We start from the raw sequence: 22072 nt of genomic DNA on the forward strand, positions 1-22072 counted from the left end.
CTGCAAGGGGTTTGCGCCGACGCGCCCCCCGCACCGGCGGCTTCCGGCCAACCTCCGCCGGCCGCCGCCCCGGCAGCCCGGCGGGAGCCCGGATCGATCAGTGGCCGGGCCGGGGCGGCCCCTGCCGCGAGGTCGGCCAGATCCCGTTCCTCCGGCCTGCGGCCTGCGCTGTACTCACTGCCTCCAGCGACACGACCTCCGGAGGACCTCATGCATCCTGCCGCTGCCGACGACGCAGCCTGGGCCCGCCGTTCGACCCGACCGGTGACGGGGTGGGGGGCATGACGGACGACCAGGAGCCCACCCCCTCGAACACCCCGGCCGCACCGGACACGCCGGATACGCCGGATACGCCGGCCACGCCAGACGTGTCGGACTCCGAGCGGCTCCTCTTCGGCGGGGAGCTGGCGTACGACATCGGCTGGGGGCAGCACGAGGGCGCCTGGCTGAAGCTCGGCCTGTGGACGATGGCGACGGGCCTGCCGCGCCTGGTCGGGATGGGGGTGCGGCTCGCGCACCTCGCCGACGCCCGCGCGCTCCGGGTGGTCGTCGCCGCCGAGTTGGGGCGCGGCATCGCCCAAGCCGTCGGGCTGGTCGCCGTCAACAGCGTCCTGGGCCACGTCCTGGCCGCCGGCCCGACGAACGAACGCCTCACCCGCGCGGTGCCCGCGCTGGCGGTGGTCGCCGTCACCGCGCTGTTCGGCTCGCTGCTGCGGTCCGCGTCGACGGCGGCGACCGGCACGCTGGAGCCCAAGGTGCAGCGGGTCGCGACGGAGCGGTACCTGGGGCTGGTGCACCGGGTGGAGCTCGCGGCGATCGAGGACGACGAGTTCCACCGGCTGCTCGACGCCGCCCGGTACGGAGCCGATTCGGCGCGCCGGATGATCCGCTACTGCACCAACACCCTGAACTCGGCGATCTCCCTGATCGCGGCGGCGGGTGTGCTCACCGTGCTGCACCCGGCGCTGCTGCCCCTCCTGGTCCTGATGACCCTGCCGAGCGCCTGGAGTTCCCTGACGATCTCCAAGCAGCGCTACATCTCCTTCCACACCTTCGTCCAGCACGCCCGGGCCGGACACCTGCTCGGGCAGCTGCTGACGGAGCAGGACGCCGCTGCCGAGGTCCGGGTGCACGAGGTCGGGCCGTTCCTCCTCTCCCACTTCCGGAACATGGCCGAGACCAGCGAACGCGAACAGACCCGCCTGGCCCGCAGGGCCGCCCGGATCGGACTGATCGCCGACGGCGCCGGCGGCCTCGCGACCCTGCTCACGTACGGGGCGTTGGGGCTGCTGCTGTGGAGCGGGTCCATGGAACTGGCGGTCGCGGGCACGGCCGTCCTGGCGATCCGCACCGGTGCGTCCAGCCTCGACTCCCTGGTCCTGCAGATCACCGACCTGCACCAGGAGTCCCTGTTCGTGGCCGACTACGAGCGGCTGTGCACGGAGGCCGAGGCCCGGGCCATTCCGGCCGCGGGCGAAGCGCTGCCGGAGCGGCTGCGGGAGGTGCGCTTCGAGAACGTCACGTTCACCTACCCGGGCAGTGCCGGTCAGACCCCCGAGCCGACCCTGCGCGGAGTGTCCCTCGCCTTCCCGATGGGCAAGGTCATCGCCCTGGTCGGGGAGAACGGCTCGGGCAAGTCCACCCTGATCAAGCTCTTGGCCGGGCTGTACCTGCCCGACGCGGGAGCCGGCACCATCTGGTGGGACGGCGTCGACGCCGCCAGGGCCGACCGCGGGCAGATCTTCACCCGGGTCGCGCTGATGTCCCAGTCCTTCTACCACTGGCCGTTCACCTTCCGGGTGAACGTCGGCATCGGGTGTCCCACCAGCCCGATCGACGACCCGGCTGTGGAGGCGGCGGCCGCCTACTCCGGTGCCGACACCGTCCTCGCGGGTCTGCCGCGAGGCATGGGCACCCTCCTCGCGCGCGGCTACCGGGGCGGGCACCAGATCTCCGGCGGCCAGTGGCAGAAGATCGGGATCAGCCGTGCGAAGTACAAGGACGCGCAGATCCTGATCGTCGACGAGCCGACCAGCGCGCTCGACGCCGTCGCCGAACAGAAGGTCTTCGACCAGATCCGCGCCCTCGCCGCGACCGGTCAGACCATCGTGCTCATCACCCACCGGCTCCACTCCGTCCGGCACGCCGACGTCATCCACGTCCTCAAGGACGGCCGGGTCGCCGAATCCGGGACGTTCGCCGAGTTGATGGACGCGGGGACCGGCACCGGCGCCTTCCGCGACGCGTACCTCGTACAGGCGGCGGCCTTCGCCGACAGCCTCCCCGCCCAGCGCGACGGCGCCGCGGAAGCCAGGGCGGCGGAGCCTTGGTGACCTCCAGGACCGGCGCCGAGGGCGACGGCCGCCTCCGTCGTCCCGAGCGCGCACCAGCACCCCTGCGCGCCCCCGGCGCATCAGTTGAGACGTCGCTCACACACCGCCCTGTCCCGGGCGCACCCTCCGGCGGGGCAACTCGCCTCCTCGCGCCGTGCGGTCAGGCGCCGGGGCGAGGGGCGGGGGCGTTTCGCGACTCCTCGAGACACCTCACAAGCAATGACAAAAGGGACGTACAGGCAATATGACCCATTCAACCTGCTTTGGTTTCATATGCCTCTTGAGGGTGTGTCAGCCACAAACGCGCCGGGCATAATCGCGCCCGGTCGTCTCCGGAGCCAAGTGGAGCCATCGGGGCACCGGCCCACCCCCCTTCGCGGAATTCCGCACCGGACCGATCCCCCAAGGCGTTCTCGATGTCCCTGGCCAGCCGCACCCGTCTCGCGGCCCTGCTCGCCGCGCTCACCGTCGGCGCCGCCGGGGTGACGACCTGGGCCTACGGGAACGAGAACGCACCGCAGCCGAAGGCCTCAGCGGCGGGCCTGAGCCCGAGCGTGACCGAGGGCGCGGTCCTCCAGGTGGTCGCGCATCCCGACGACGACCTGTTCTTCATGAACCCCGATGTGAGCCGCTCCATATCCGCCGGCGTCAAGGTCGCCACCGTCTACCTGACCTCCGGCGAGTCCGACGGCAGGAACGAGGCCCACGGCCCGCACCTGGAGGACCCCGCACGCCCCGCCGACCACGCCGCCTACGCGGAGGCCCGGCAGAACGGCATACGGGCGGCCTACGCGCAGATGGCCACCGGGGAACGCACCAGCGCCTGGCGGCGCACCTCCCTGCCGACCGCCGGAGGGGGAAGCGCCGAGGTCGACGTCCTCGTCGCCAGGCCCGAGGTCAACCTGGTGTGGATGCAGCTCCGGGAGGCGCGCAGCATCTCCGGCGACAACCCGGACAGCCTCCGCGGCCTGTGGGACGGCAGGGTGCCGGCCCTGGGCGCCCAGCTGTCCTCCGGGACCCCGGTCGAGTCCTCCTTCTCGTACACGAAGGAGCAGGCCGTGGACGCCATCGCCGGCGTCTTCGCGCGGTACCGCCCGACCACCATACGGACGCAGGACCCCACCCCCGGCCGGTCGCCCGGCGGCGGCGCCTTCCTCGACCACCAGGACCACATGTACGGTGCCCGCTTCGTGCAGGCCGCGGCCGAACGCTACGCGGGGCACCCGGGACGGCCGCACTTCTCGGTGCAGAACTACGTGAGCTACCCCACCAGCTCCCTGCCCCCGACGCTCGGCCCGCAGGCCGCCGAGGAGAAGCTCGGCTACCTCAAGACCTACGCCTGGACGGATCACCAGGACTGGTGCGGCAGCCCCGCCGGCTGCGGCGACCGCAAGACCGCGACCCGGCCCACCGGCGCCGGGTGGAACCGGACGATCCGTTACAGCCGCGGCGACGGCACCTCCTGGATGACCGAGGGCGTCGCCGGCCGGCTGTGGGCCTTCGCCGTCCTCGACGGCCGGATGGCGTACTGGTCGCGCGGCGGGTCCGGGGCCGCCTGGCAGGGCCCCCGCTTCCTCCCCGGCGCCGGCATCGACGCGGGCGCGGCGGCCACCCGGCTCCCGGACGGCAGGATCGCCGTCCTCGGCACCCGCACCACCCTGGGGTCCGCGCCCGGGGAGTACGCGCGCGACCTCGTGTACGCGGTCCAGGCCACCCCCGACGGCGCCTTCGGCCCCTGGCGGTCGCTGGGCACCCCCGACACGGAGGACCTCTCCGGCACCTCGGCGATCAGCGCACCGTCGGTCGCCGCGGACCGCGCGGGCCGGACGACCGTGTACGTACGCGATTCCCGGGGCGCCCTGCGCGCCCGCGCCCAGGACACCCCGGACGGCCCCTTCGGCGCCTGGCAGGCCCTGGGCGGCAGCGGTCTGCTGGGCGAACCGGTGACGGCGACCGACGCAGCGGGACGGCGGCACGTCTACGCGGCCACGGACCGCACCGTGCTGGCCTGGGTCCAGCCGGCTCCGGGCGCCCCGCTCGGCGGTCCCTTCCCGACCGGGCTGCCGGCGACCACCGGTCCGCTCTCGGCGACCCCGCAGGGCGACGGCGTCCGCCTGTACTTCCGCCGCCCCGGCACGGGCGCCGTCGGGAGCACCCTGGCCACCGCGGGCAGCGGCCCCGCGCCGACGTTCTCCCCGGCCACCGAGGCGGGGGGCGAGGGCGGCTACGGCGCGGTCGGCGTCGCGGGCCCCCTCCTCGCGGGCCGCGCGGGGACGGGCGCGATCGGCGTGTCGGGCGCGGGCCCCGGCGGTGCGCCGTCCTGGTACGCGTCCCGGATGCTCTACACGGGCGCGCCCTCGGCCGTGGCCGCATCGGACGGCACCGCCGTCGCCGCCGCCCTCGGCCTGGACGCCGGCCTGCACGTCATGACCGCTCCCCCGGCCGGGGCGGAGCCGGCAGGCAACCTCCCGCCCTCCTCGCCGTGGCACCGGGCGGTCCAGCCGCCCGCGGTCGCGCAGGCCGGGCGCGCGGGTTCCGGGTGGCAGCGCTGACCGGCGCGGGTGACGATGGCGGCCGGACCTGCGCCGGGCGGCGGGCCGCGTCCGACTCCTGACCGCGCGGCACGTGCGCGCGGGACGCGTACCCGGGGCGACGTACCGGGTGGCGAGCCGGTGACGAGCCGGCCCGCGGAACCCCTGCCCCCTGCCCCCCCTCCCTGGCCACCGGCGATCGGGACTCCCATGACCGCTTGCTCCACCGTGCGCGGCCGTACGGGACCGGGAACGGTCCGCGCCGCGGCCGCCGTCGCCGTACTGGCGGTCCTCGCCACCGGGTGCAGGAACGACGCCGCGCCGGCCTGGGGGTACCCGGAGCTCGGGGCGGCCCTCGGCTCGCTGTCCCGGGCCCTGGAGGGAGGCTGTTCCGGGGCGCCGCAGGCCTGCGCCGGCGACCTGGAGCGGCTCGACGCCCTGGCGGAGCGCGCCTTCGTCGAGGTGCTCGACCACGAGCTCCTCGACGGCGCGTACGTCGGAGCGAGGAACGGGGTGGAACGGGCGAGGGAGGTCCGCCTCGCCGCCGCGGCGCGCGCCCGGGCGCTCCGCGATCCGCACCACCTCCCCCTGGAGCGGGCGGTGGCGGCCGAACGGCTCGCCTACCGGCACCTCCTGGCGGAGCTGGAGCGGCTGCGCACCGCTCCGCCGCCGGGAGACGGGACCGAGCCCGTCTGAGCCGCTGTCGGGTCTGAGCCGCCGTCGGCCGCGCGGCGCCGCTACCGCGGCAGGGGCGGTGCGGGCAGCGGCGTACCGTCGAGGGCCACGAGGGACAGGACGACGATCGAGCCCGTCCACGCCAGCGGGGCGACCGAGTCGGGCCTGCCCTCCCTGTCCACCTTCTCCGGCAGCTCACCGAGCGCGTTCCTCTTGGAGAGGACCCAGTCCAGGACCCGTTCCGCCTTCGCGGGCCTTCCGGTGGCGGCCCAGGCGAGGGCGAAGAAGGCCGTACTGGGCGTCCAGGCGTTCCCGCCCCAGGGCGCCGAGCGGTCGTTCCCCGGGGTCAGCCCGCCGTTGGGCAGGAGCAGCGCCCGGTACGTGGCGTCCAGTGCCGCGGGCAGGTCGGCGGGGGCCTCGTTGAAGGGGGGCGCCATGAACGCCACCGCGCTGTCGCGGCCGTGCCGTCCGTCGACGGTGCGCTGGTAGCCCAGGGACGCGAACCGCGCGGAGATCCCGGAGGAGAGCCGCTGCGCCGCCCGGGCCCAGCGTGCCGCGTCGTCCGGCCGGCCCATCTCCCGGGCCAGGTCCGCGGAGGCGTTGAGTCCGGCGAGCAGCGGCGCGGCCGTGCCGATGTTCGCGCTGGACGTCATCAGCTCCCAGTAGTCGGGGGAGGCCGGCGGCAGCCCGTCCGCCCGCAGGGAGCCCGCCGCGCGGTCGGCCGCCTTGCGGATCATCGGGTACAGGGCGGTCAGCCGCGGGTGGCGGGTGGCCTGCGGGGCCGTCCGGTACCACTGCCAGGCGGCCCAGGGGACCCAGCCGTTGGCGTCGAGCTGCCACCGCCTGCCGTCGGGCGGGCCGGAGCCGTCGAGCTTCGTCCGCGCCTCCCAGGTGCCGTCCTCGCGCTGGGTCGCGGCGCTGTAGCGGAGGATCCGGTAGGCCTCGGCGTCGTGTCCGGTGCGTGCGAACGCGGCGGAGGCGAAGCTGGAGTCGCGCGGCCAGGAGTACTTCCAGCCGGGACTCCACCCCGCCGCCATGGCGCCGTTCGGCCGGAGCAGCGCGCGCATGGCCAGGAGGGCCCGCTCGGCCGCCGTGCGCTGGGCGGGCGACCTGCCCGGGATGCGGCCGGAGGCCAGCCAGGCGCGGCTCCGGGCGATCTGCCACCAGGCCGGCAGGTGGTCGGGTGCGACGACGGTCGCCGCCGTCCTGGCGGTCGGGAGGAACATCCACCGGCCGGAGGCCAGGCGCAGGACGTTGCTCCCGGCGACGTACCGCGCGCCGGTCGCGAGGGAGGGCGGGACGCCTTCGGCGGCCGTCGCGTTGGACAGGAGGCCGACGGCGGGAACGGCGGCCATCGGCTGGGGCGCGTACCGGCCCTCGGCCTCGCCGCGGCTCTGGTGGCCCACGGGCCGGACCAGTACCGGCCGCGGTTCGCCGGAAGGCCGCCCGCCCTCCTGGCCCGCGGCGCACAGGGGGACGGCGACGCCCGCCAGGACCGCCGTGACGGCCGCCCAACGGCCGAGCCGGACTCCGGGCATGGCCACTCCCTCCGCAGGGCCCGCACGAGCGGACCCCGGTTCCCCATCCTGGGAGAGCCGTGCGGAGGCCGCCACGGAACGCCCGCCGCCCGGGTGAGCGGGTCGTTCGGGCGGCCGGGTCCTGCTCGCGGCCCGCCCGGCGGCAGCCGCGCCGCCGCCTCCGCGTCCCCGGCCGGCGTCCCCGGCCTGGCGCACCCGGGATGCCGGTGCCCGCGAACCGTGCACATCATGGGTGCTCGCGGGCCGTGGGATCACCGCGGTCGGCGAGCACCCGCGCCGGCCCTGCGGTCCGGACCCGCTGCGAAGGGGTGGCGAATGAGCACTGCTGCGGTCGAGGACGAGGACGAGGACGTCCGCCCCCCTCCCTCAGCGGCGGGCCGGAGATCCGGTCGCCGCCCCCTCCTGCGCGGGGTGCTCCCGGCGGCCGGGGCGACGCTCGTCGCGGCGGCCGGAGCCCTGATCGCCGTCGGGTGCTTCCTCGGTCTGTACGTACGACCCACGTCCGACGACTGGTGCGCCGCGTGGAAGGCCCGTGACCTGGGGGTCCTCGGCATCACGTCCGACTTCTACCTGACCCAGAACGGCCGGATCGCCAACGCCTTCCTGAGCGGTGTCGTCTACGGCGGCGGGCCGGCCGGGACCAAGATCCTTCCGACGGTCATCGCCGTGGCCTTCACCGCCGCACTGGTGCTGCTGGGGTGCCACTTCGTCCGGCTCCTCGGCGGGCGGCCCCGCGTCCTCGTGCTGACCGCCTGCGCCCTCGTCGTCCAGGCGCTGATCTACTTCGGGGGCACCCGCAGCTACCAGGTGCTGCTGTGGGCCCCCGCCACGATCTCCCACACGCTGCCGAGCGTCATCGGCCTGTGGGCGCTCCTGCTGGCCGTCCGGACGGTCCCCCATCCCCGTGCCGACGTCCGTGCGGCCGGCCTCGTCTCGGCCTTCCTCACCGCCTTCGCACTCGGCACACTGAGCGAGCCGTTCGCGCTCGTCAGCGGGCTGCTGGCCGCCGGGGTCGGGCTGCTCTCCCTGCCGCGCCTCGGCCTGGCGCGGAGCCGGCGTCCGTTCACCTGGTGTCTGCTGTGGTGCTCCGGCCTCCTCTGCGGTCTGGTCGTGCTCTACACCTCACCGGGCGCCCGGTGGCGCCGGTCCCAGCAGCCGGAGAAGGCGTCCCCGCTCTCCGCGGGCGAGCTCGGGGGCGCCGCGCAGGACTGGCTGCACATGTGGGGCTCCGTCACCGGCCAGTGGGCCTATCTCGGAGCCGCCGCCGCGGGTGTCCTGCTCGGCCTGGCGAGCGGGCTCCGCGGGCCGGGCTCCGCACGGCGGGAGCCGGGGCGTCCGGTCCCGCGCAAGACGCTGGTCGCTCTGCTGCTGCTCCCGGTGCCCGTGGTGGTGCTCGGCTCGTTCGCCGTGGTGGTGGGCCTGCGCAGCGGGTACGGCCCGAGCGGGTGGACGTACGCCCGCGCCTGGACGAGCTACCTGGTGCCGATGGAGCTGGCGCTGTGCGGCTACGGCGCACTGCTCGGCGCCAGGGGCGGCCGCGCGCTGTGCGGCTACGACGCGCTGTTCGGCGCCCGGGGCGGCCGCCGGCTCCCGGCCGGCCGCACGGACGCGGTCCTCGCGGCCGGCGCCCTGGCGGCGGGCTGCCTGGCGCTGGTCTCGACGGCCGCGCTCGTCCCCACCGTCCAGCGGTTGACGACCGCCACGGTCGCCCGCTCCGCGGCCTGGGACGCCCAGGACGCGCGCATCCGCTCCGAGACCGCCCGGGGCGCCGCCGACGTGGGCTACCGGCCCCTGCACATCGCCAGCCTCGCCGAGCCCTTCTTCACGCGGAGCCAGGACCGCGACTGGGTCGCCGCGTGCGTGGCCCGGTGGTACGGCGTCGAGCGCATCCACCGCCGCTGAGCGGTGCACCGGCCGACGGGCGCCCGACGACGCGTCCCCCTCCGGGGTGGGCGGGAAAAGCTTCGGGGCGCTCGGGAAAAGGTGACGTGGACTGTCACCTTTGGCGTGGACGGTGGTGACATGCGAAACGACACAGACACAGGCACAGACACAGGTGCAGGCGCAGACCTGGACACCGGCACCCGGCGCGTCCGTACCGAATCCCCGCTCCGCGGCCGGATCGCGCTCGTCGCCGGCGCCACCCGCGGGGCGGGGCGGGCCCTCGCCGTCGAGCTGGGCCGCGCCGGCGCCACCGTGTACGTCACCGGCCGCACCACGCGCGAGCGGGTCAGTGAGGTCGGGCGGGCCTCGGAGACCATCGAGGAGACCGCGGAGCTGGTCACGGCGGCCGGCGGCACCGGCATCGCCGTTCCCACCGACCACCTCGACGAGGGCCGGGTGCGGGCCCTCGTCGAGCGCGTCGACCGGGAACAGGGGCGGCTCGACATCCTCGTCAACGACCTCTGGGGCGGCGAGCACCTGCTCTCCGACTCCGTCTTCGGCAAGAAGAGCTGGGAGACGCCGCTCGCCGACGGGCTGCGCATCCTGGAACTGGGGGTGCGCTCGCACGTGATCACCGCGGCGCTCGCCCTCCCCCTCCTGGTCCGCTCGGACGCCCCGCTGCACGTGGAGGTCACCGACGGCACGGCGGTCTCCAATCGCCGCTACCGCGAGAACCTCTACTACGACCTCGCCAAGAACGCCCCGATCCGGATCGCCTTCGGCCTGGGCGAGGAGCTGGCGGAGTACGGGGGCACGGCGGTCGCCGTCACCCCCGGCTTCCTGCGGTCGGAGCAGATGCTCGGACACTTCGGCGTGTCCGAGGAGAACTGGCGCGACGCCGTCGCCCGGGAGCCCGCCTTCGCCGTCGCCGAGTCGCCGCACTACCTCGCCCGCGGGGTCGCCGCGCTCGCGGCCGACCCGGACCGGGCAGCCCGGTGGAACGGGAAGTCCACCTCCAGCGCGGAGCTCGCCCGGGCCTACGGCCTACGGGACGTGGACGGCAGTCGGCCGGACGCCTGGGGCTACTTCGAGGACGTGGTGTACGGCGGGAAGGGGGGCTCGGCCGACGACTACCGCTGATCCTCCGGCGCGGTCCCGTACAGGGCGGCGAGGGCCCGCGCGTGCTCGCGGAAGCGGACGCGCAGGCCGGCCGGGGCCAGCACCTCCACGTCCGCGCCCAGGCCGGTCAGTTGGCCGAAGGCGACGTCGTGGGACTCCACCGGCAGGTCGAGCGTGACGCGCCCGGCGGCGTCGGGTGCGGTCGCGGAGGCCAGCGCCTCCGCGACCCCGGCCGGGTCCACCGCGGCGGGCAGGCGGCGCAGACCGCGCTCGGTCAGGCGTACGGTGACGGTCGCCCGCAGCAGGGCGCGGGCGAAGCTGGCGGAGTGGGCCCGCCAGTGCGCCGCCAGGTCGAAGGCCGGGACGCGGTCGAAGGGCCCGTCGCCGCCGGGGGCCGGGCCGAGCGCCGTGACCCGGTCGACGCGGTAGGTGCGCCAGCCCCCGTCACGCCCCGCCGACTCCTCCGGGAGGCGGCCCACGACGTACCAGACCCCTGCTTTCAGCACGAGTCCGTACGGCTCCAGCAGGCGGGTGACCGTGCGGGGCGGCGCGCCGTCCCGGCCCGGCCGTGCGTAGGCCAGCTCGACGGTGCGGTCGGACCACACGGCGCGCGCCAGCTCCGACAGCAGTTCGGGCGCGGACGGCTCCCGGAACCAGGCCGGCGCGTCGAGGTGGAAGCGGCGCGCCGACGCCTCGGCCGCCGCGCGCAGGGACGGGAGCATGGTGGCCGCCAGCTTCAGCCGGGCCCCGTCCGCGGCGTCGGACAGGCCGAGGTCGCGCAGGGCCGTGGGAAGTCCCGAGAGGTAGAGCGTTTCCGCCTCGGTGGGACGGAGGGTGGTGAGCCGGGTGCGGTAGCCGGGCGCCAGGCGGTAGCCGCCGGTACGGCCGCGCTCGGCCCGGATGGGAACGCCCGCGTCCTGCAGTGCCTGCGCGTCGCGGATCACCGTGCGCTCGGAGACCTCCAGTTCACGGGCGAGGGCGGCGGCGGTCAGGCCGGGACTCGACTGGACGAGGAGGGCCATGCGGATCAGGCGGGCGGCGCGCATGGCTCAAGCATCGCGGACCGGGCGCCGGGCGCCACGGCGAGTGCCTCGCCCACCGGCTCTCCGAGCACCGGGTCGCCCAAGCGTCCATTCGGTTCCGCACCGCACCCCGTGCGGGTGACGGTTCGGAACGGTGTACGGATATCCGCGTGCCGGGCGTGGGAGGTTCACTTCCGAACACGGGCCGACGCGGACGCCGTCCCTCTGAAATCCCTCCGCCCAAGCGGCTTCCCGGCCTGGTCCGGTTGCCACGGGGTGCGGATCGGCGCCGGTCGGACCCGGACACCATGAACTCGCCCTCCGCGGGTCGGGGGGCGGGCTCGCACTCACCGGAAGGAAGCACATGAGGACGTTTGCTGGGGTTGCGCGGACCGTCGCCGCTCTGTCGGGAGCCCTGCTCCTGGGGGCACTCGCCGTACCGTCCGCGGCCGCTCAGGGCCCGGACCCCAAGGGTGCCCCGGCCAAGGCCCCCGCCAAGGCCCCCGCCACCACTCCGGCCGGGTCGGACAACCGCGGATGTTCGACGGAACGCGACGTCAGCTCCACCGTGGTCGACTACTCCAGCAGCGGCCTCTTCGAGACCGTGTTCCGCGCGGCGACCGACCGCCAGGGCCACGCGTTCCTCAACGACAGCCGCAACCCCGGAGTCTGGATCAACCTCGGCCTCCTCGACGGCGCGCCGAGGTGCACCTTCGACACCTCCGTCGCGGTCACCGAGGAAGACCCCGGCAACCTCTTCATCACCCTGCTGTCCAGCGACGGCACGCTCCACCAGGCCCGCTGCACCACTGCCAGCGGGACGCCGTTCACGCCGTCGACCCTGCCCACCGCGTGCGCCCCCGGCTTCACCGAGATCCCGGGTACGCCCGTCTGACCACCCCACCCGTCCCACGTCCGGCCCGGACAGCCGCCGGCCGTGTGACGAGCGTTCGCACATGGAGGCCGGCCGCATCCCGCGGCCGGCCTCCACGCCGTGGTCCGTCACCACACCGGCTCCGGCGAGCGCCCCCGAAGCGGTTCGTTCGGTTGGAGCAGTGTGGCCGCCCGAAGAAGGGGAATACGGGCGTCGGCCGTGTAGCTCACCCCCGGAGGCCCTGTTGCTGTCCCGTGTGTCCGCCCTGATCGCCGTCCGTCTGCACACGGCCGACGGGGGCGGCGTCCCCCTCCTCGGCCGCTTCTCCTACGACCGCACCGACCCGTTCGCGGTGAGCGCCCAGTTCTTCACCGAGCACACCGTCCTTCCCCACTGGTGCTTCGACCGCCAGATGCTGGCCGAGGGGCTGCACCACCCCGTGGGCGAAGGAGACGTCACCTTCCGTCCGCACCGGACGGAAGGCGGCGAAGCCCTCCGGATCGGGCTGCGCGACTCCGCCGACGGGACGAGCGCGGTCCTGATGGTCGACGCCCCGGCGGTCGCCGGCTTCCTCGACGAAACGTACGCCGTCGCAGCCCCGGGCTCCGAGTTCTTCGACGCCGACGCCTTCCTGGCGGAACTCCTGTCACGCTGACAAACGGCGGCCCCCGACGGGGCGCCTGCGCCGAAGACCGGATGCGCCACAACGGTCCCGCAGCTCAACCGCACCCCGCGCCGGGACGCGCTGCCCCGGTCAGCGCTCCGTGGCCGTCAGGACGCCGATCTTGTCGAGGCGGTGTTCCGGGTTGTTCTGCGCGTCCCGCCAGAAGTTGCCCGCGGCGTCGTCCTCCGGTGTGAGGCACGTGGTCACGGTGATCATCGCCCGGGTGGGCACGGCACCCGGTGAGCCCGGCACCGCCGCGCGCTGCGCGGCCTTCGACGCCTCGGACCGGAAGGACGTGGTCCGGGTCGTGGTGATCGTGTACCGGTAGGTCACGCCGTCGGCGGTGACGTTCACCGACGCACCGACCGGCAGCGACGGAAGCGCCCGCAGCGGGCCGCCCGCGGTGACGCGGTGCCCGGTGACGATGTAGTTGCCCACGTCCCCGGGGCCGACCCCGCCCGCGGGGCCGTACGGGCTCGCGGCCGCGCCCCGGTCCTGGATACGCGTGCCCGGAGCGTCGTCGGGGCTGCCCGGGTACGGGACCACGGGCAGCCCGGACACACCGATGGCGGGTATCGACAGTGTGGCCGCCTGGACGCCGGTGACGGCGCGGGCTGGAGCCGCGGCCGGGCCGGACGCGGAGGCCGGCGCGGCGGGAGACACCAGCAGGACGCCGAGGGCGGCGCATGCGAGCAGGGTCGGTGCGGTACGGAGGGCGGGGCGCTTCGTCATGGCGACATCCGGGGGGATAGACAGGCCCACGCGGGGCGAACCCGGCGCGGGTTGGCTCTCGTTCCAGCCTGGCACACGGCGGTGCGCGCGGCAGCCCGGGGCGTGGGTGGAGGAACTCAACCCTGGTACAGGCGCTCTTCGTACTGCGGGCCGTAGTGGCGCTCCAGGTCTTCGAGTGCCTCACCGGGGCGCTCGATGCTCTTCGCGATCCTCGCCCGGGACGGGACCGCTCCGGGCTGCCAGCTCTCCGACTTCCACAGTGCGGAGCGGATCAGGGACTTGGAGCAGTGGAAGAAGACCTCCTCGATCTCGACCACGAGAGCGAGTACGGGTCGGTGTCCCTTGACCACCATCCGGTCGAAGAACGGTGCCTCGCGGACCAGCCGTGCCCGGCCGTTGATCCGCAGGGTGTCTCCGCGTCCCGGTATCAGGAACAGGATGCCCACCCGGGGGTTGGCGAGGATGTTGTGGAAGCTGTCGGCACGGCGGTTGCCCGGCCGGTCCGGGATGGCGATCGTCCTGTCGTCGAGCACGTGCGTGAAGCCGGGCGGATCGCCCTTGGGCGACGCGTCGCACCAGCCGTCCGACCCCGCCGTGGCGAGCAGACAGAACGGGGACCGCGCCAACCACTGCTTGTCGTGCTCGTGCAGTGAGGTCCGCGTCTTGCCCGCGGCAGTCGCCGTGGGTGGACCGAGCAGCTCCCGCAGCTCAGCCTCACTGCCGATCTCCACCATTCCCGCCGTGTCCACGGCGCCACCCCCATGTGTCACTCGTCCGCCTGACTGATGCTCAGGATGTTGCCACCCTACTGCTCGCCCTCCGTGCGCCGGTCTGACACGGCACCTGCGGAACGACGGCGGCGCGCCCCGCCCGTGTGCTCGGCGCGAACACCCCGGAGGAGCACGGGGCACAGTACGCCTCCGCCGCCGCCTGCCGGGTGGAGTGGACGGCGTAGAGCTCCTCGTTCCAGGTCGGCCGAGGTCTGCACACGGCGCACGCGGCGTCCGGCGCACCGCACCGCTTGCACGTGCCGCGTGCGCGTGCTGCCCCTCCCCCGCCTGTTGTCTCCTGGGCGTCTCCACCGCCGCGTGCCTCCACCGCCGGGCGCTCGCCGCGGGACAGTAACCGCACGTGCCCCGTGCCACGCCCTGCGAAGATCGGCGGCGCGAGGAGTGGCCGGCCCGGGCGGGGGTAGTCGCCCCCTACGGATGCCACGGCGTGAGCGCGCCGCAGGAGGCGTCCCGATCTGGAGGTGACCGTTGTCCAGTACCGCCCTGACCAGGGGAACGACCACGCAGGCGATCATCTCGCTGCCCGGGGTGTACCGGCCGCAGGCCGACACTCGGCTCCTGAGGGACGCCCTCGCTCTGGAAGACCTCGGCCCGACGACGCAGCTCCTGGAGATCGGCACCGGCACGGGCGCCCTCGCGCTCGCCGCGGCCGCCGAGGGAGCCCGCGTCACCGCCGTCGACGTGTCCTGGCCCGCCGTGGCCACCGCCCGGCTCAACGCCCTGCGACAGCGGTTGCCGCTGCAGGTGCTGCACGGCGATTTCGCGGTCCGCACGCGCGGCCGCCGCTTCGACATGGTCCTCGCCAATCCGCCCTACGTCCCCTCGCCCCAGGCCCGGATCCCCTCGCGCGGCCCGGAGCGGGCCTGGGACGCGGGCACGGACGGGCGGCACGTCATCGACCGGATCTGCGCCGACGCCCCCGCCCTGCTCCGCCCCGGAGGTGTCCTGCTCATGGTGCACTCCGGTATGTGCGGGGCCGAGAAGACGCTGGACCACCTGGAGCGGGCCGGTCTGGCGGCAGAGGTGACCGCCCGCGCCTCGGTGCCCTGGGGCCCGGTACTCCGCTCGCGCCGGGCCTGGCTGCAGGCCCGGGGCCTGGCCGACAGCGGGGACGAGCAGGAGGAGCTGGTGATCATCCGTGCCCGGAACAACTGACCGCACCCCCGGCCCCGAGCCGGCCGGGCCCGGGCGCCGGGAGGCCCGCCGGGTGTCCGTAGAGCGCTCCGGGCCGGTCCTGGTGGAGGGCCCGGTGGAGATCGTCAGGGAGGACGGGACGCTGGCCCGCTCGGACCGCTTCGTGGTCGCCGTCTGCACCTGCCGCCGCAGCCGCACCTACCCCTGGTGCGACACCAGCCACCGCCCCCGCGAACGCACCGCGCCCACGCCCGCGGCCGCGCCGACGCACACACCGACGCCCGCACCCGCACCCGCGCCCGACGACAGGAACCCGCGATGAACCGGGCCGGCCCGACCGCCACCGCCACCGCCGCCGTCGGCCCCGCCGCGACCTGCACCGTCCCCTCCGCAGCCCGCGGCCCCGAACTGGCCGAGCCCCGCGGCGGCCTCTCCGCCGCGGTCGTGGAGGCCCTGCGCACCGGCGCGCCGCCCGCCTACGCCACCGCGTCCGTCCTGAGGGCCGACCCCTGGGGCGAGGACCTGCAGCTGGCCCTGTACCTGCTGTACGAACTTCACTACCGGGGCTTCCGCGACGTCGGCGACGACCGCGAATGGGACGCGGACCTGCTCCGCCTGCGGCAGGCCCTGGAGGCCCGGTTCCTGCACGCGCTGCGGACGGACCTGGCCGACGCCCCCCGATCCGTGGAGGAGGCCTTCGCCCCGCTCCTCGTCGAACCGGTCGACCTGGGCGGCAGCCTCAGCCACCGTCTGGAGAAGGAGGGCGAACTCTGGCACCTGCGCGAGTACGCGGCGCTGCGGTCGCTCTACCACCTCAAGGAGGCCGACCCGCACATCTGGGTCGTCCCGCGCCTGACCGGGCGGGCCAAGGCCGCGATGGTGGCCATCGAGTACGACGAGTTCGGCGCGGGGCACCCCGAGCGCATCCACGCGCGGCTCTTCGCCGATCTGATGGCGGACCTCGGCCTCGACACCGCGTACGGGTGCTACCTCGACCAGGCGCCCGCGCCCCTGCTGGCCACCGTCAACCTGATGTCCCTCTTCGGCCTGCACCGGGCCCGGCGCGGGGCGCTCGTCGGGCACTTCGCCTGCGTGGAGGTGACCTCCTCCCCCGGCTCCCGGCGCCTGGCCGCAGCCATGCGGCGCTGCGGAGCGGGACCGGCGGCCGAACACTTCTACGCCGAGCACGTGGAGGCGGACGCCGTCCACGAGCAGGTGGTCCGCCACGAGGTCATCGGCGGCCTGCTGGCCGACGAACCGCACCTGGAGGCGGACGTCGCCTTCGGGTGCGCGGCGACCCTCCTGCTGGAGGACCGCCTCGCCGACCACCTGCGCGCCGCCTGGGACCAGGGCAGGTCGGCCCTGCGCAAGCCCCTGCCCACACCCGCGCCCGCGCCCGTACCGCCGTCCGCCCCGTGACACGGCCCGGTCGGCCGCGCTGCGGATGCCGTGGCCGGCGGAGTGCACCAGTCTGGCGGACACGGCCGATGTGGCGGAAGCACGCGTGAAGGAGGTCGCGGTGGCGGCTGGTACCGACCCCCGGCAGGACCCCGGCCCCGGCGGCGGCCCCCCGGAGCCGGGCGGGGCGACTGCTCCCCCGGCGTCCCGCGTCGCCCTGAAGGTCAACGGCGCGGAACACGTGCTGCACCTGGACCACCGCGTCACCCTCCTCGACGCCCTGCGCGTACACCTGGGCCTGACCGGGGCGAAGAAGGGGTGCGACCACGGCCAGTGCGGCGCCTGCACCGTGCTCGTCGACGGGCGCCGGGCCAACAGCTGCCTGCTCCTCGCCGTCGCCCAGGACGGTGTGGAGGTCACCACCGTGGAAGGGCTGGCTGATCCCTCGGGCGCCGCACACCCCCTCCAGCGGGCCTTCCTGGAGCGCGACGCCCTCCAGTGCGGCTTCTGTACGCCGGGCCAGCTCTGCTCGGCCGTCGGGGCCATCGCCGAAGCCGCGGCCGGCCACCCCTCCCACGCCACCGACGCCGACGCCCTGGCCGACCCCGGGCCCGTCACCCTGACGGCCCCGGAGGTCCGGGAGCGGTTGAGCGGCAACATCTGCCGCTGCGGCGCCTACCCGCGCATCGTCGAGGCCGTGACGGACGTGGTCGCGTGAAGCCGTTCGACTACGTCCGGGCCGCGGACCTCGCGGAGGCGGTCGCCGCCCACGCCGGGCGGCCCGGCGCCCGCTACCTCGGCGGCGGCACCAACCTCGTGGACCTCATGAAACTGGGCGTAGAGAGCCCGACCGTCCTCGTCGACATCTCACGGCTGCCGCTCGCCGCCGTGGAGGAGGCACCCTCGGGGGCGCTCCGCATCGGCTCCACGACCCGCAACAGCGACATCGCCGCCCACCCCCTCGTACGGGCCCGCTACCCCGTCCTGGCCCAGGCCCTGCTGGCGGGCGCCTCGGGGCAGCTGCGCAACGTGGCCACCACCGGCGGGAACCTCCTCCAGCGCACCCGGTGCTCCTACTTCCAGGACGTCTCCAAGCCCTGCAACAAGCGGGAGCCGGGGACCGGTTGCGGCGCACGCGACGGGCTGCACCGCGACCACGCCGTCCTGGGGCACTCGCAGGAGTGCATCGCGACCCACCCCTCCGACATGGCGGTCGCCCTCGCCGCCCTCGACGCCGACATCGAGCTGTACGGAACGGACGGCGCCCGTACGGTGCCCGCGGCGGCCTTCCACCGGCTGCCCGGCGAGCGGCCGGAGCAGGACACCGTCCTGCGCGACGGGGAGATCGTCACCGCGGTCGTCCTGCCCGCCCCCGGCAGCGGGGCCGTCTCGCTGTACCGCAAGGCGCGCGACAGGGCCTCGTACGCCTTCGCGCTGGCCTCGGTCGCCGCCGTCCTCGAACTCGACGGCGGTCGCGTGCGGCGGGTCTCCCTCGCCTTCGGAGGCCTGGCCCACCGCCCCTGGCGCGCCACCGCGGCCGAAGCCCTGCTGGCCGGGGCGGAACCGACCCCCGCGGCACTGCGCGAGGCGGTCCGGGCGGAGCTGGCCGCCGCCCGGCCCCTGCGCGACAACGGCTACAAGGTGGCCCTCGCCGCCAATCTCGCCGTCGACGCGCTCACCACGCTGGCCGGCCCCGCGGGCACCCCGCCCCGCACGCGCACGCCGTAGCCCACGCACGGCCCGACCTGCCACCAGCGCAACACACGGCCCGACCACCAGAGGAGCTCCCATGCGGCACGCCGCCCTCGGCACCCCGGCCCACCGGGCGGAGGGCCCGGACAAGGTCACGGGCGCCGCCCGGTACGCCGGGGACCACGCCCCGGCCGACTGCGCCCACGCCTGGCCGGTGCCGGCGACGATCCCCCGGGGGCGCGTCGTGTCCGTGGACACGGCGCCGGCCCTCGCGCTCCCCGGAGTGCTGGCCGTCCTCACCCCCCACGACGCCCCGCGGCTGGGCCCTTCCGACGACCCCACCCTCCAGCTGTTGCAGGACACCGCGGTCCCGCACCGCGGCTGGTACGTCGCGCTGGCCGTCGCGCAGACCCCGGAGGCCGCCCGCGCGGCCGCAGCGGCCGTACGGGTCGCCTACGCGGCCGAGGAGCACGACAGCGTGCTCCGCGCCGACCACCCGGACGCCTACACGCCGCAGGAGGCGAACGGCGGGCACCCCGCGCACCGGGAGCAGGGCGACCCGGACGCCGCCCTCGCCGCCGCGCCCGTCCGGATCGACTGCACGTACACGGTGCCGCCGCTGCACAACCACCCCATGGAGCCGCACTCCGCCACCGCCGTCTGGGACGCCGCGGAGGGCCACCTCACGGTGTACGACTCCAGTCAGGGCTCGGGGGCGGTCCGCTCCGCGCTCGCCGGCCTGTTCGACCTGCCGGAGGACCGCGTCACCGTCGTCTCCGAACACGTGGGCGGCGGATTCGGCAGCAAGGGCACGCCCCGCCCCCATGTCGTGCTCGCCGCCATGGCCACCCGCCAGACCGGCCGCCCCGTCACCCTGGCCCTGCCCCGGCGCCACCTGCCGGCGGTGGTCGGGCACCGGGCGCCGTCGCTGCACCGCATCCGTCTCGGCGCCCGCCCGGACGGCACGCTCACCGGGCTGGTGCACGAGGTCACCACGCACACCTCCCGCGTCCGGGAGTTCGTCGAGCAGGCCGCCGTCCCCGGCCGCGTCATGTACGCCGTCCCGGACAGCCGCACCACGCACCGGGCCGTCGCCCTGGACGTGCCCACGCCGTCCTGGATGCGCGCCCCCGGAGAGGCCCCCGGCATGTACGTGCTCGAATCGGCCATGGACGAGCTGGCCGACGCGCTCGGGATCGACCCCGTCGAGCTGCGGGTCCGCAACGAGCCGGCGACCGAGCCGGACAGCGGCCGCCCCTTCAGCAGCCGGCACCTCGTGGAGTGTCTCCGGGAGGGCGCCGAGCGCTTCGGCTGGGCGTCCCTGCGCACGGCACCGCGCCGGGAGGGGCCGGTCCTCTCCGGCGTCGGCGTGGCCGCCGCGACCTATCCCGTGCTGATCGCGCCCTCCTCCGCCAGGGCTCATGCCCGGCCCGACGGGTCGTACCTCGTCGAGGTGAACGCCACCGACATCGGCACCGGGGCGCGCACCGTCCTGGCCCAGGTGGCCGCCGACGCCCTCCACGTGCCGCTGGACGCCGTCACGGTGGTCATCGGGCACACCGGCCTGCCCCCGGCCCCGCTGGCCGGGGGTTCGTCGGGGACCGCGTCCTGGGGGTGGGCCGTGCACGACGCGTGCGAGGCGCTGACGGCGCGGGTGGCCGGCCACCCGGGGCCACTGCCCGCCCGGGGCCTGTCCGCGTCGGCGGACACGACGCAGTCGGCGGGGCAGAGGTCCCCGTACGCCCGGCACGCGTTCGGCGCGCAGTTCGCCGAGGTCCGGGTGGACACCGTGACGGGTGAGGTGCGCGTCCACCGGCTGCTCGGCGTCTTCGCGGCCGGGCGGATCCTCAACCCGGTCACGGCGCGCTCCCAGTTCGTCGGCGCCATGGTGATGGGCGTGGGCATGGCGCTGACGGAGCACAGTACGGTCGACCCCGTCCACGGGGACTTCGCCGAGAGCGACCTGGCGGCCTACCACGTGCCGGTCAGCGCCGACGTGCCCGACGTCGAGGCGCACTGGATCGACGAGCACGACAAGCACCTCAACCCGATGGGCAGCAAGGGGATCGGCGAGATCGGCATCACCGGTGCGGCCGCCGCGATCGGCAACGCCTTCTGCCACGCCACGGGCAGGCGGCTGCGCGGCCTGCCGCTGACGCCGGACCGCGTGCTGGACGTGCTCGGCTGACCGGGCCGGCCGGTGGGCCCCCGCGCCGGCCCGGCCGGCCGAGCGCCGCCGAGCACCGCCGAAGGCTGGTCCGCGCAGCTCCGTCCGCGCAGGTCCGGGGCCCGACCGGTCCGGTCCGGCGGGGCTGAAGTAGCGTTCTGGTCATGACCATGCCGCCGCCGCAGTCCCCCGGCTCCTACGGGCCCCCGCAGCCACCCCCTCCGCACGGCGGACAGCAGTACGCCCCCCGGCCCGGACAGCCGCCGTACCCGCCGCAGGCCTACCCGCCGCAGCCCTGGCCCGGCCACGGCGGCTGGGCGCAGCCGCCGATGGCGCCGCCACCGCGCAAGAGGCGCACCGGCCTGGTGGTCGGGATCGTCGCGGGCTCGCTGGCGGGGCTGTGCCTGATCGGCTTCTCCGTGAACGTCCTCATGGACGCGCAGGACGTGGCGAGCGGATCCGGCTTCCCCGAGGCCCGGTACCGGCTGACCGTGCCGCAGACGATGCTCGACGGCAGGTTCACGCTGGCTCAGGACCTGTCGCAGACCCAGGGCAAGGCGGCCCTCGACGGGACCTACGACCCGAAGATCCGCGCTCCGAAGCCGGCGGTGGGCCAGTACACGGCCGGATCTGCCGAGGAGCTGAGCGCGTTGGTCCTCTCGGGCATGTACGGCCAGTTCAAGGACCCCGCGAGTGCCCGCAGGAAGATGATGGACGGCGCCGCGGAGAGCCAGGGCGCGACGCTCGCGGTCCCCGCCAGGGAGATCACGCCGGCCGGCTCCGGCATCACGGTGACCTGCCAGGTCCTGACCTCCTCGCAGGACGGCGCCACCACCACCCTGCCGATGTGTGCCTGGGCGGACGAGAACACGGGGGCGTCGGTCGCCGTCGTCACCCCCGAGACCGCGCGGCAGAGTCCCGGCTCGGTGGACCTCGACAAGATCGCGGCCACCACGCTCCAGGTGCGCGAGGAGGCCCGCCGGCCGCTCGGCTGAGCCGCCGGGCCGGGCGGATCGATCCGCCCGGCCCGGCCCGTTCGACCGCTCAGCGCTCCGCCAGCTCCGACGGGGCCTCCTGGACCACCCAGCCGTTCCCGTCCGGGTCCTCGAAGGACATGAACGAGTTCCAGGTGTCGCCCTTGCCGTCCTCCCATCCCGTCGCACCGACGTGGCGGACCGGCGATACGTCCACGCCGCGGTCCACCAGCTCCGCGCGGGCCGCCTCGATGTCGGTCACGCAGATCTGGAGGCCCTGCAGGGTGCCGGGCTCCATCGCCCGCATGCCGGGCGCCGCGGGCATCCCGTGGAGCATCGCGATCGAACACCGCGAACCGGGCGGGGTCAGCTGGATGACGCGCATGCCGGGGGCGACCTCGTCGTCGAGGTCGACCTTGAAGCCGACCTTGTCGGCGTAGAACTCCTTCGCACGGTCCATGTCGGTGACGGGAACGGGGACGACTTCGAGCGTCCAGTTCATGGAGGGCCTCCTCAGATGCGCCAGCGGGCCTGGGCAGGTCCA

Annotated in this window: 19 protein-coding genes; 14 read left to right on the plus strand and 5 right to left on the minus strand. The window is 75.3% G+C overall.

Going from position 1 to position 22072, the window contains the following annotated elements; genetic code table 11:
* Positions 1-281: 281 nt before the first annotated feature.
* From ACFWU6_RS13670 to ACFWU6_RS13680, 3 genes are all read left to right on the plus strand, one after another.
* A complete protein-coding gene (locus ACFWU6_RS13670; RefSeq protein WP_383980921.1) occupies positions 282-2333 on the plus strand; it encodes an ATP-binding cassette domain-containing protein in 2052 nt (683 codons plus the stop codon).
* 416 nt (positions 2334-2749) lie between these two features.
* Positions 2750-4885: a PIG-L family deacetylase gene (locus ACFWU6_RS13675; protein WP_383803730.1), complete on the plus strand. Its 2136-nt coding sequence runs from the start codon at positions 2750-2752 to the stop codon at positions 4883-4885.
* A gap of 189 nt (positions 4886-5074) precedes the next feature.
* Positions 5075-5560, plus strand: a complete 486-nt coding sequence (locus tag ACFWU6_RS13680) for a hypothetical protein (RefSeq protein WP_383980923.1) — start codon at positions 5075-5077, stop codon at positions 5558-5560.
* A 41-nt stretch (positions 5561-5601) separates the two neighbouring features.
* Here the strand turns inward: ACFWU6_RS13680 and ACFWU6_RS13685 are convergent, their stop codons facing one another.
* Entirely contained in the window at positions 5602-7077 is a 1476-nt protein-coding gene (locus ACFWU6_RS13685; protein ID WP_383980925.1) for a hypothetical protein, read from the minus strand.
* A gap of 315 nt (positions 7078-7392) precedes the next feature.
* Here ACFWU6_RS13685 and ACFWU6_RS13690 point away from each other — a divergent pair, with 315 nt between their 5' ends.
* Together ACFWU6_RS13690 and ACFWU6_RS13695 are read left to right on the plus strand one after the other, a co-directional pair.
* Positions 7393-8979 carry a DUF6056 family protein gene (locus tag ACFWU6_RS13690; protein ID WP_383980927.1) on the plus strand — a complete coding sequence of 529 codons (1587 nt, stop codon included), beginning with the start codon at positions 7393-7395 and terminating at the stop codon, positions 8977-8979.
* Positions 8980-9099: 120 nt separating this feature from the next.
* A complete protein-coding gene (locus ACFWU6_RS13695; protein WP_383980929.1) occupies positions 9100-10101 on the plus strand; it encodes an SDR family oxidoreductase in 1002 nt (333 codons plus the stop codon).
* On the opposite strand, the gene ACFWU6_RS13700 is transcribed toward ACFWU6_RS13695, so the two are convergent.
* Positions 10092-11126 (minus strand): helix-turn-helix transcriptional regulator, encoded by a 1035-nt coding sequence (locus ACFWU6_RS13700; RefSeq protein WP_383980931.1) that lies wholly within the window; start codon positions 11124-11126, stop codon positions 10092-10094. The genes ACFWU6_RS13695 and ACFWU6_RS13700 overlap by 10 nt on opposite strands.
* Before the next feature lie 340 nt (positions 11127-11466).
* Here ACFWU6_RS13700 and ACFWU6_RS13705 point away from each other — a divergent pair, with 340 nt between their 5' ends.
* Both ACFWU6_RS13705 and ACFWU6_RS13710 read left to right on the plus strand, forming a co-directional pair.
* On the plus strand, positions 11467-11997 hold the full coding sequence (locus ACFWU6_RS13705; protein WP_383803719.1) for a hypothetical protein: 531 nt from the start codon (positions 11467-11469) through the stop codon (positions 11995-11997).
* Positions 11998-12232: 235 nt separating this feature from the next.
* Entirely contained in the window at positions 12233-12631 is a 399-nt protein-coding gene (locus ACFWU6_RS13710; RefSeq protein WP_383980933.1) for an SsgA family sporulation/cell division regulator, read from the plus strand.
* A gap of 99 nt (positions 12632-12730) precedes the next feature.
* On the opposite strand, the gene ACFWU6_RS13715 is transcribed toward ACFWU6_RS13710, so the two are convergent.
* Both ACFWU6_RS13715 and ACFWU6_RS13720 read right to left on the minus strand, forming a co-directional pair.
* Positions 12731-13372, minus strand: coding sequence for a sortase domain-bontaining protein (locus ACFWU6_RS13715; RefSeq protein ID WP_383980935.1), 642 nt, complete (start codon positions 13370-13372; stop codon positions 12731-12733).
* Positions 13373-13488: 116 nt separating this feature from the next.
* On the minus strand, positions 13489-14106 hold the full coding sequence (locus tag ACFWU6_RS13720) for a pyridoxamine 5'-phosphate oxidase family protein (protein WP_383803762.1): 618 nt from the start codon (positions 14104-14106) through the stop codon (positions 13489-13491).
* Positions 14107-14631: 525 nt separating this feature from the next.
* Between ACFWU6_RS13720 and ACFWU6_RS13725 the strand changes: the two genes are divergently transcribed.
* The 7 genes from ACFWU6_RS13725 (at position 14632) to ACFWU6_RS13755 (ending at position 21549) form a co-directional block, all read left to right on the plus strand.
* Positions 14632-15318, plus strand: coding sequence for a HemK2/MTQ2 family protein methyltransferase (locus ACFWU6_RS13725; RefSeq protein ID WP_383980937.1), 687 nt, complete (start codon positions 14632-14634; stop codon positions 15316-15318).
* Positions 15302-15619 carry a CDGSH iron-sulfur domain-containing protein gene (locus tag ACFWU6_RS13730; RefSeq protein ID WP_383803711.1) on the plus strand — a complete coding sequence of 106 codons (318 nt, stop codon included), beginning with the start codon at positions 15302-15304 and terminating at the stop codon, positions 15617-15619. Before ACFWU6_RS13725 ends, ACFWU6_RS13730 begins: the two co-directional genes overlap by 17 nt.
* Entirely contained in the window at positions 15616-16716 is a 1101-nt protein-coding gene (locus ACFWU6_RS13735) for an iron-containing redox enzyme family protein (protein WP_383980939.1), read from the plus strand. Before ACFWU6_RS13730 ends, ACFWU6_RS13735 begins: the two co-directional genes overlap by 4 nt.
* Positions 16717-16816: 100 nt before the next feature.
* On the plus strand, positions 16817-17413 hold the full coding sequence (locus ACFWU6_RS13740) for a 2Fe-2S iron-sulfur cluster-binding protein (protein WP_383980941.1): 597 nt from the start codon (positions 16817-16819) through the stop codon (positions 17411-17413).
* Positions 17410-18423 carry an FAD binding domain-containing protein gene (locus ACFWU6_RS13745; protein WP_383980943.1) on the plus strand — a complete coding sequence of 338 codons (1014 nt, stop codon included), beginning with the start codon at positions 17410-17412 and terminating at the stop codon, positions 18421-18423. The genes ACFWU6_RS13740 and ACFWU6_RS13745 overlap by 4 nt, the downstream gene beginning before the upstream one ends.
* A 61-nt stretch (positions 18424-18484) precedes the next feature.
* A complete protein-coding gene (locus tag ACFWU6_RS13750) occupies positions 18485-20575 on the plus strand; it encodes a xanthine dehydrogenase family protein molybdopterin-binding subunit (RefSeq protein ID WP_383803705.1) in 2091 nt (696 codons plus the stop codon).
* A gap of 143 nt (positions 20576-20718) precedes the next feature.
* Positions 20719-21549, plus strand: a complete 831-nt coding sequence (locus tag ACFWU6_RS13755) for a hypothetical protein (RefSeq protein ID WP_383980945.1) — start codon at positions 20719-20721, stop codon at positions 21547-21549.
* A 49-nt stretch (positions 21550-21598) separates the two neighbouring features.
* Here the strand turns inward: ACFWU6_RS13755 and ACFWU6_RS13760 are convergent, their stop codons facing one another.
* Entirely contained in the window at positions 21599-22030 is a 432-nt protein-coding gene (locus ACFWU6_RS13760; RefSeq protein ID WP_383803701.1) for a VOC family protein, read from the minus strand.
* Positions 22031-22072 lie beyond the last annotated feature (42 nt).

It is taken from the genome of Streptomyces sp. NPDC058674, assembly GCF_042716505.1.
Lineage (GTDB): Bacteria > Actinomycetota > Actinomycetes > Streptomycetales > Streptomycetaceae > Streptomyces.

What these genes read in the sequence shown, in the direction of transcription:
- ACFWU6_RS13690 (WP_383980927.1), top strand. Translation starts at nt 7,393, where the DNA reads ATGAGCACTGCTGCGGTCGAGGACGAGGACGAGGACGTCCGCCCCCCT.
- ACFWU6_RS13755 (WP_383980945.1), top strand. Translation starts at nt 20,719, where the DNA reads ATGACCATGCCGCCGCCGCAGTCCCCCGGCTCCTACGGGCCCCCGCAG.
- ACFWU6_RS13700 (WP_383980931.1), bottom strand. Translation starts at nt 11,126, where the DNA reads ATGCGCGCCGCCCGCCTGATCCGCATGGCCCTCCTCGTCCAGTCGAGT.
- ACFWU6_RS13720 (WP_383803762.1), bottom strand. Translation starts at nt 14,106, where the DNA reads ATGGTGGAGATCGGCAGTGAGGCTGAGCTGCGGGAGCTGCTCGGTCCA.
- ACFWU6_RS13735 (WP_383980939.1), top strand. Translation starts at nt 15,616, where the DNA reads ATGAACCGGGCCGGCCCGACCGCCACCGCCACCGCCGCCGTCGGCCCC.
- ACFWU6_RS13680 (WP_383980923.1), top strand. Translation starts at nt 5,075, where the DNA reads ATGACCGCTTGCTCCACCGTGCGCGGCCGTACGGGACCGGGAACGGTC.
- ACFWU6_RS13670 (WP_383980921.1), top strand. Translation starts at nt 282, where the DNA reads ATGACGGACGACCAGGAGCCCACCCCCTCGAACACCCCGGCCGCACCG.
- ACFWU6_RS13705 (WP_383803719.1), top strand. Translation starts at nt 11,467, where the DNA reads ATGAGGACGTTTGCTGGGGTTGCGCGGACCGTCGCCGCTCTGTCGGGA.
- ACFWU6_RS13685 (WP_383980925.1), bottom strand. Translation starts at nt 7,077, where the DNA reads ATGCCCGGAGTCCGGCTCGGCCGTTGGGCGGCCGTCACGGCGGTCCTG.
- ACFWU6_RS13760 (WP_383803701.1), bottom strand. Translation starts at nt 22,030, where the DNA reads ATGAACTGGACGCTCGAAGTCGTCCCCGTTCCCGTCACCGACATGGAC.
- ACFWU6_RS13675 (WP_383803730.1), top strand. Translation starts at nt 2,750, where the DNA reads ATGTCCCTGGCCAGCCGCACCCGTCTCGCGGCCCTGCTCGCCGCGCTC.
- ACFWU6_RS13750 (WP_383803705.1), top strand. Translation starts at nt 18,485, where the DNA reads ATGCGGCACGCCGCCCTCGGCACCCCGGCCCACCGGGCGGAGGGCCCG.
- ACFWU6_RS13695 (WP_383980929.1), top strand. Translation starts at nt 9,100, where the DNA reads ATGCGAAACGACACAGACACAGGCACAGACACAGGTGCAGGCGCAGAC.
- ACFWU6_RS13715 (WP_383980935.1), bottom strand. Translation starts at nt 13,372, where the DNA reads ATGACGAAGCGCCCCGCCCTCCGTACCGCACCGACCCTGCTCGCATGC.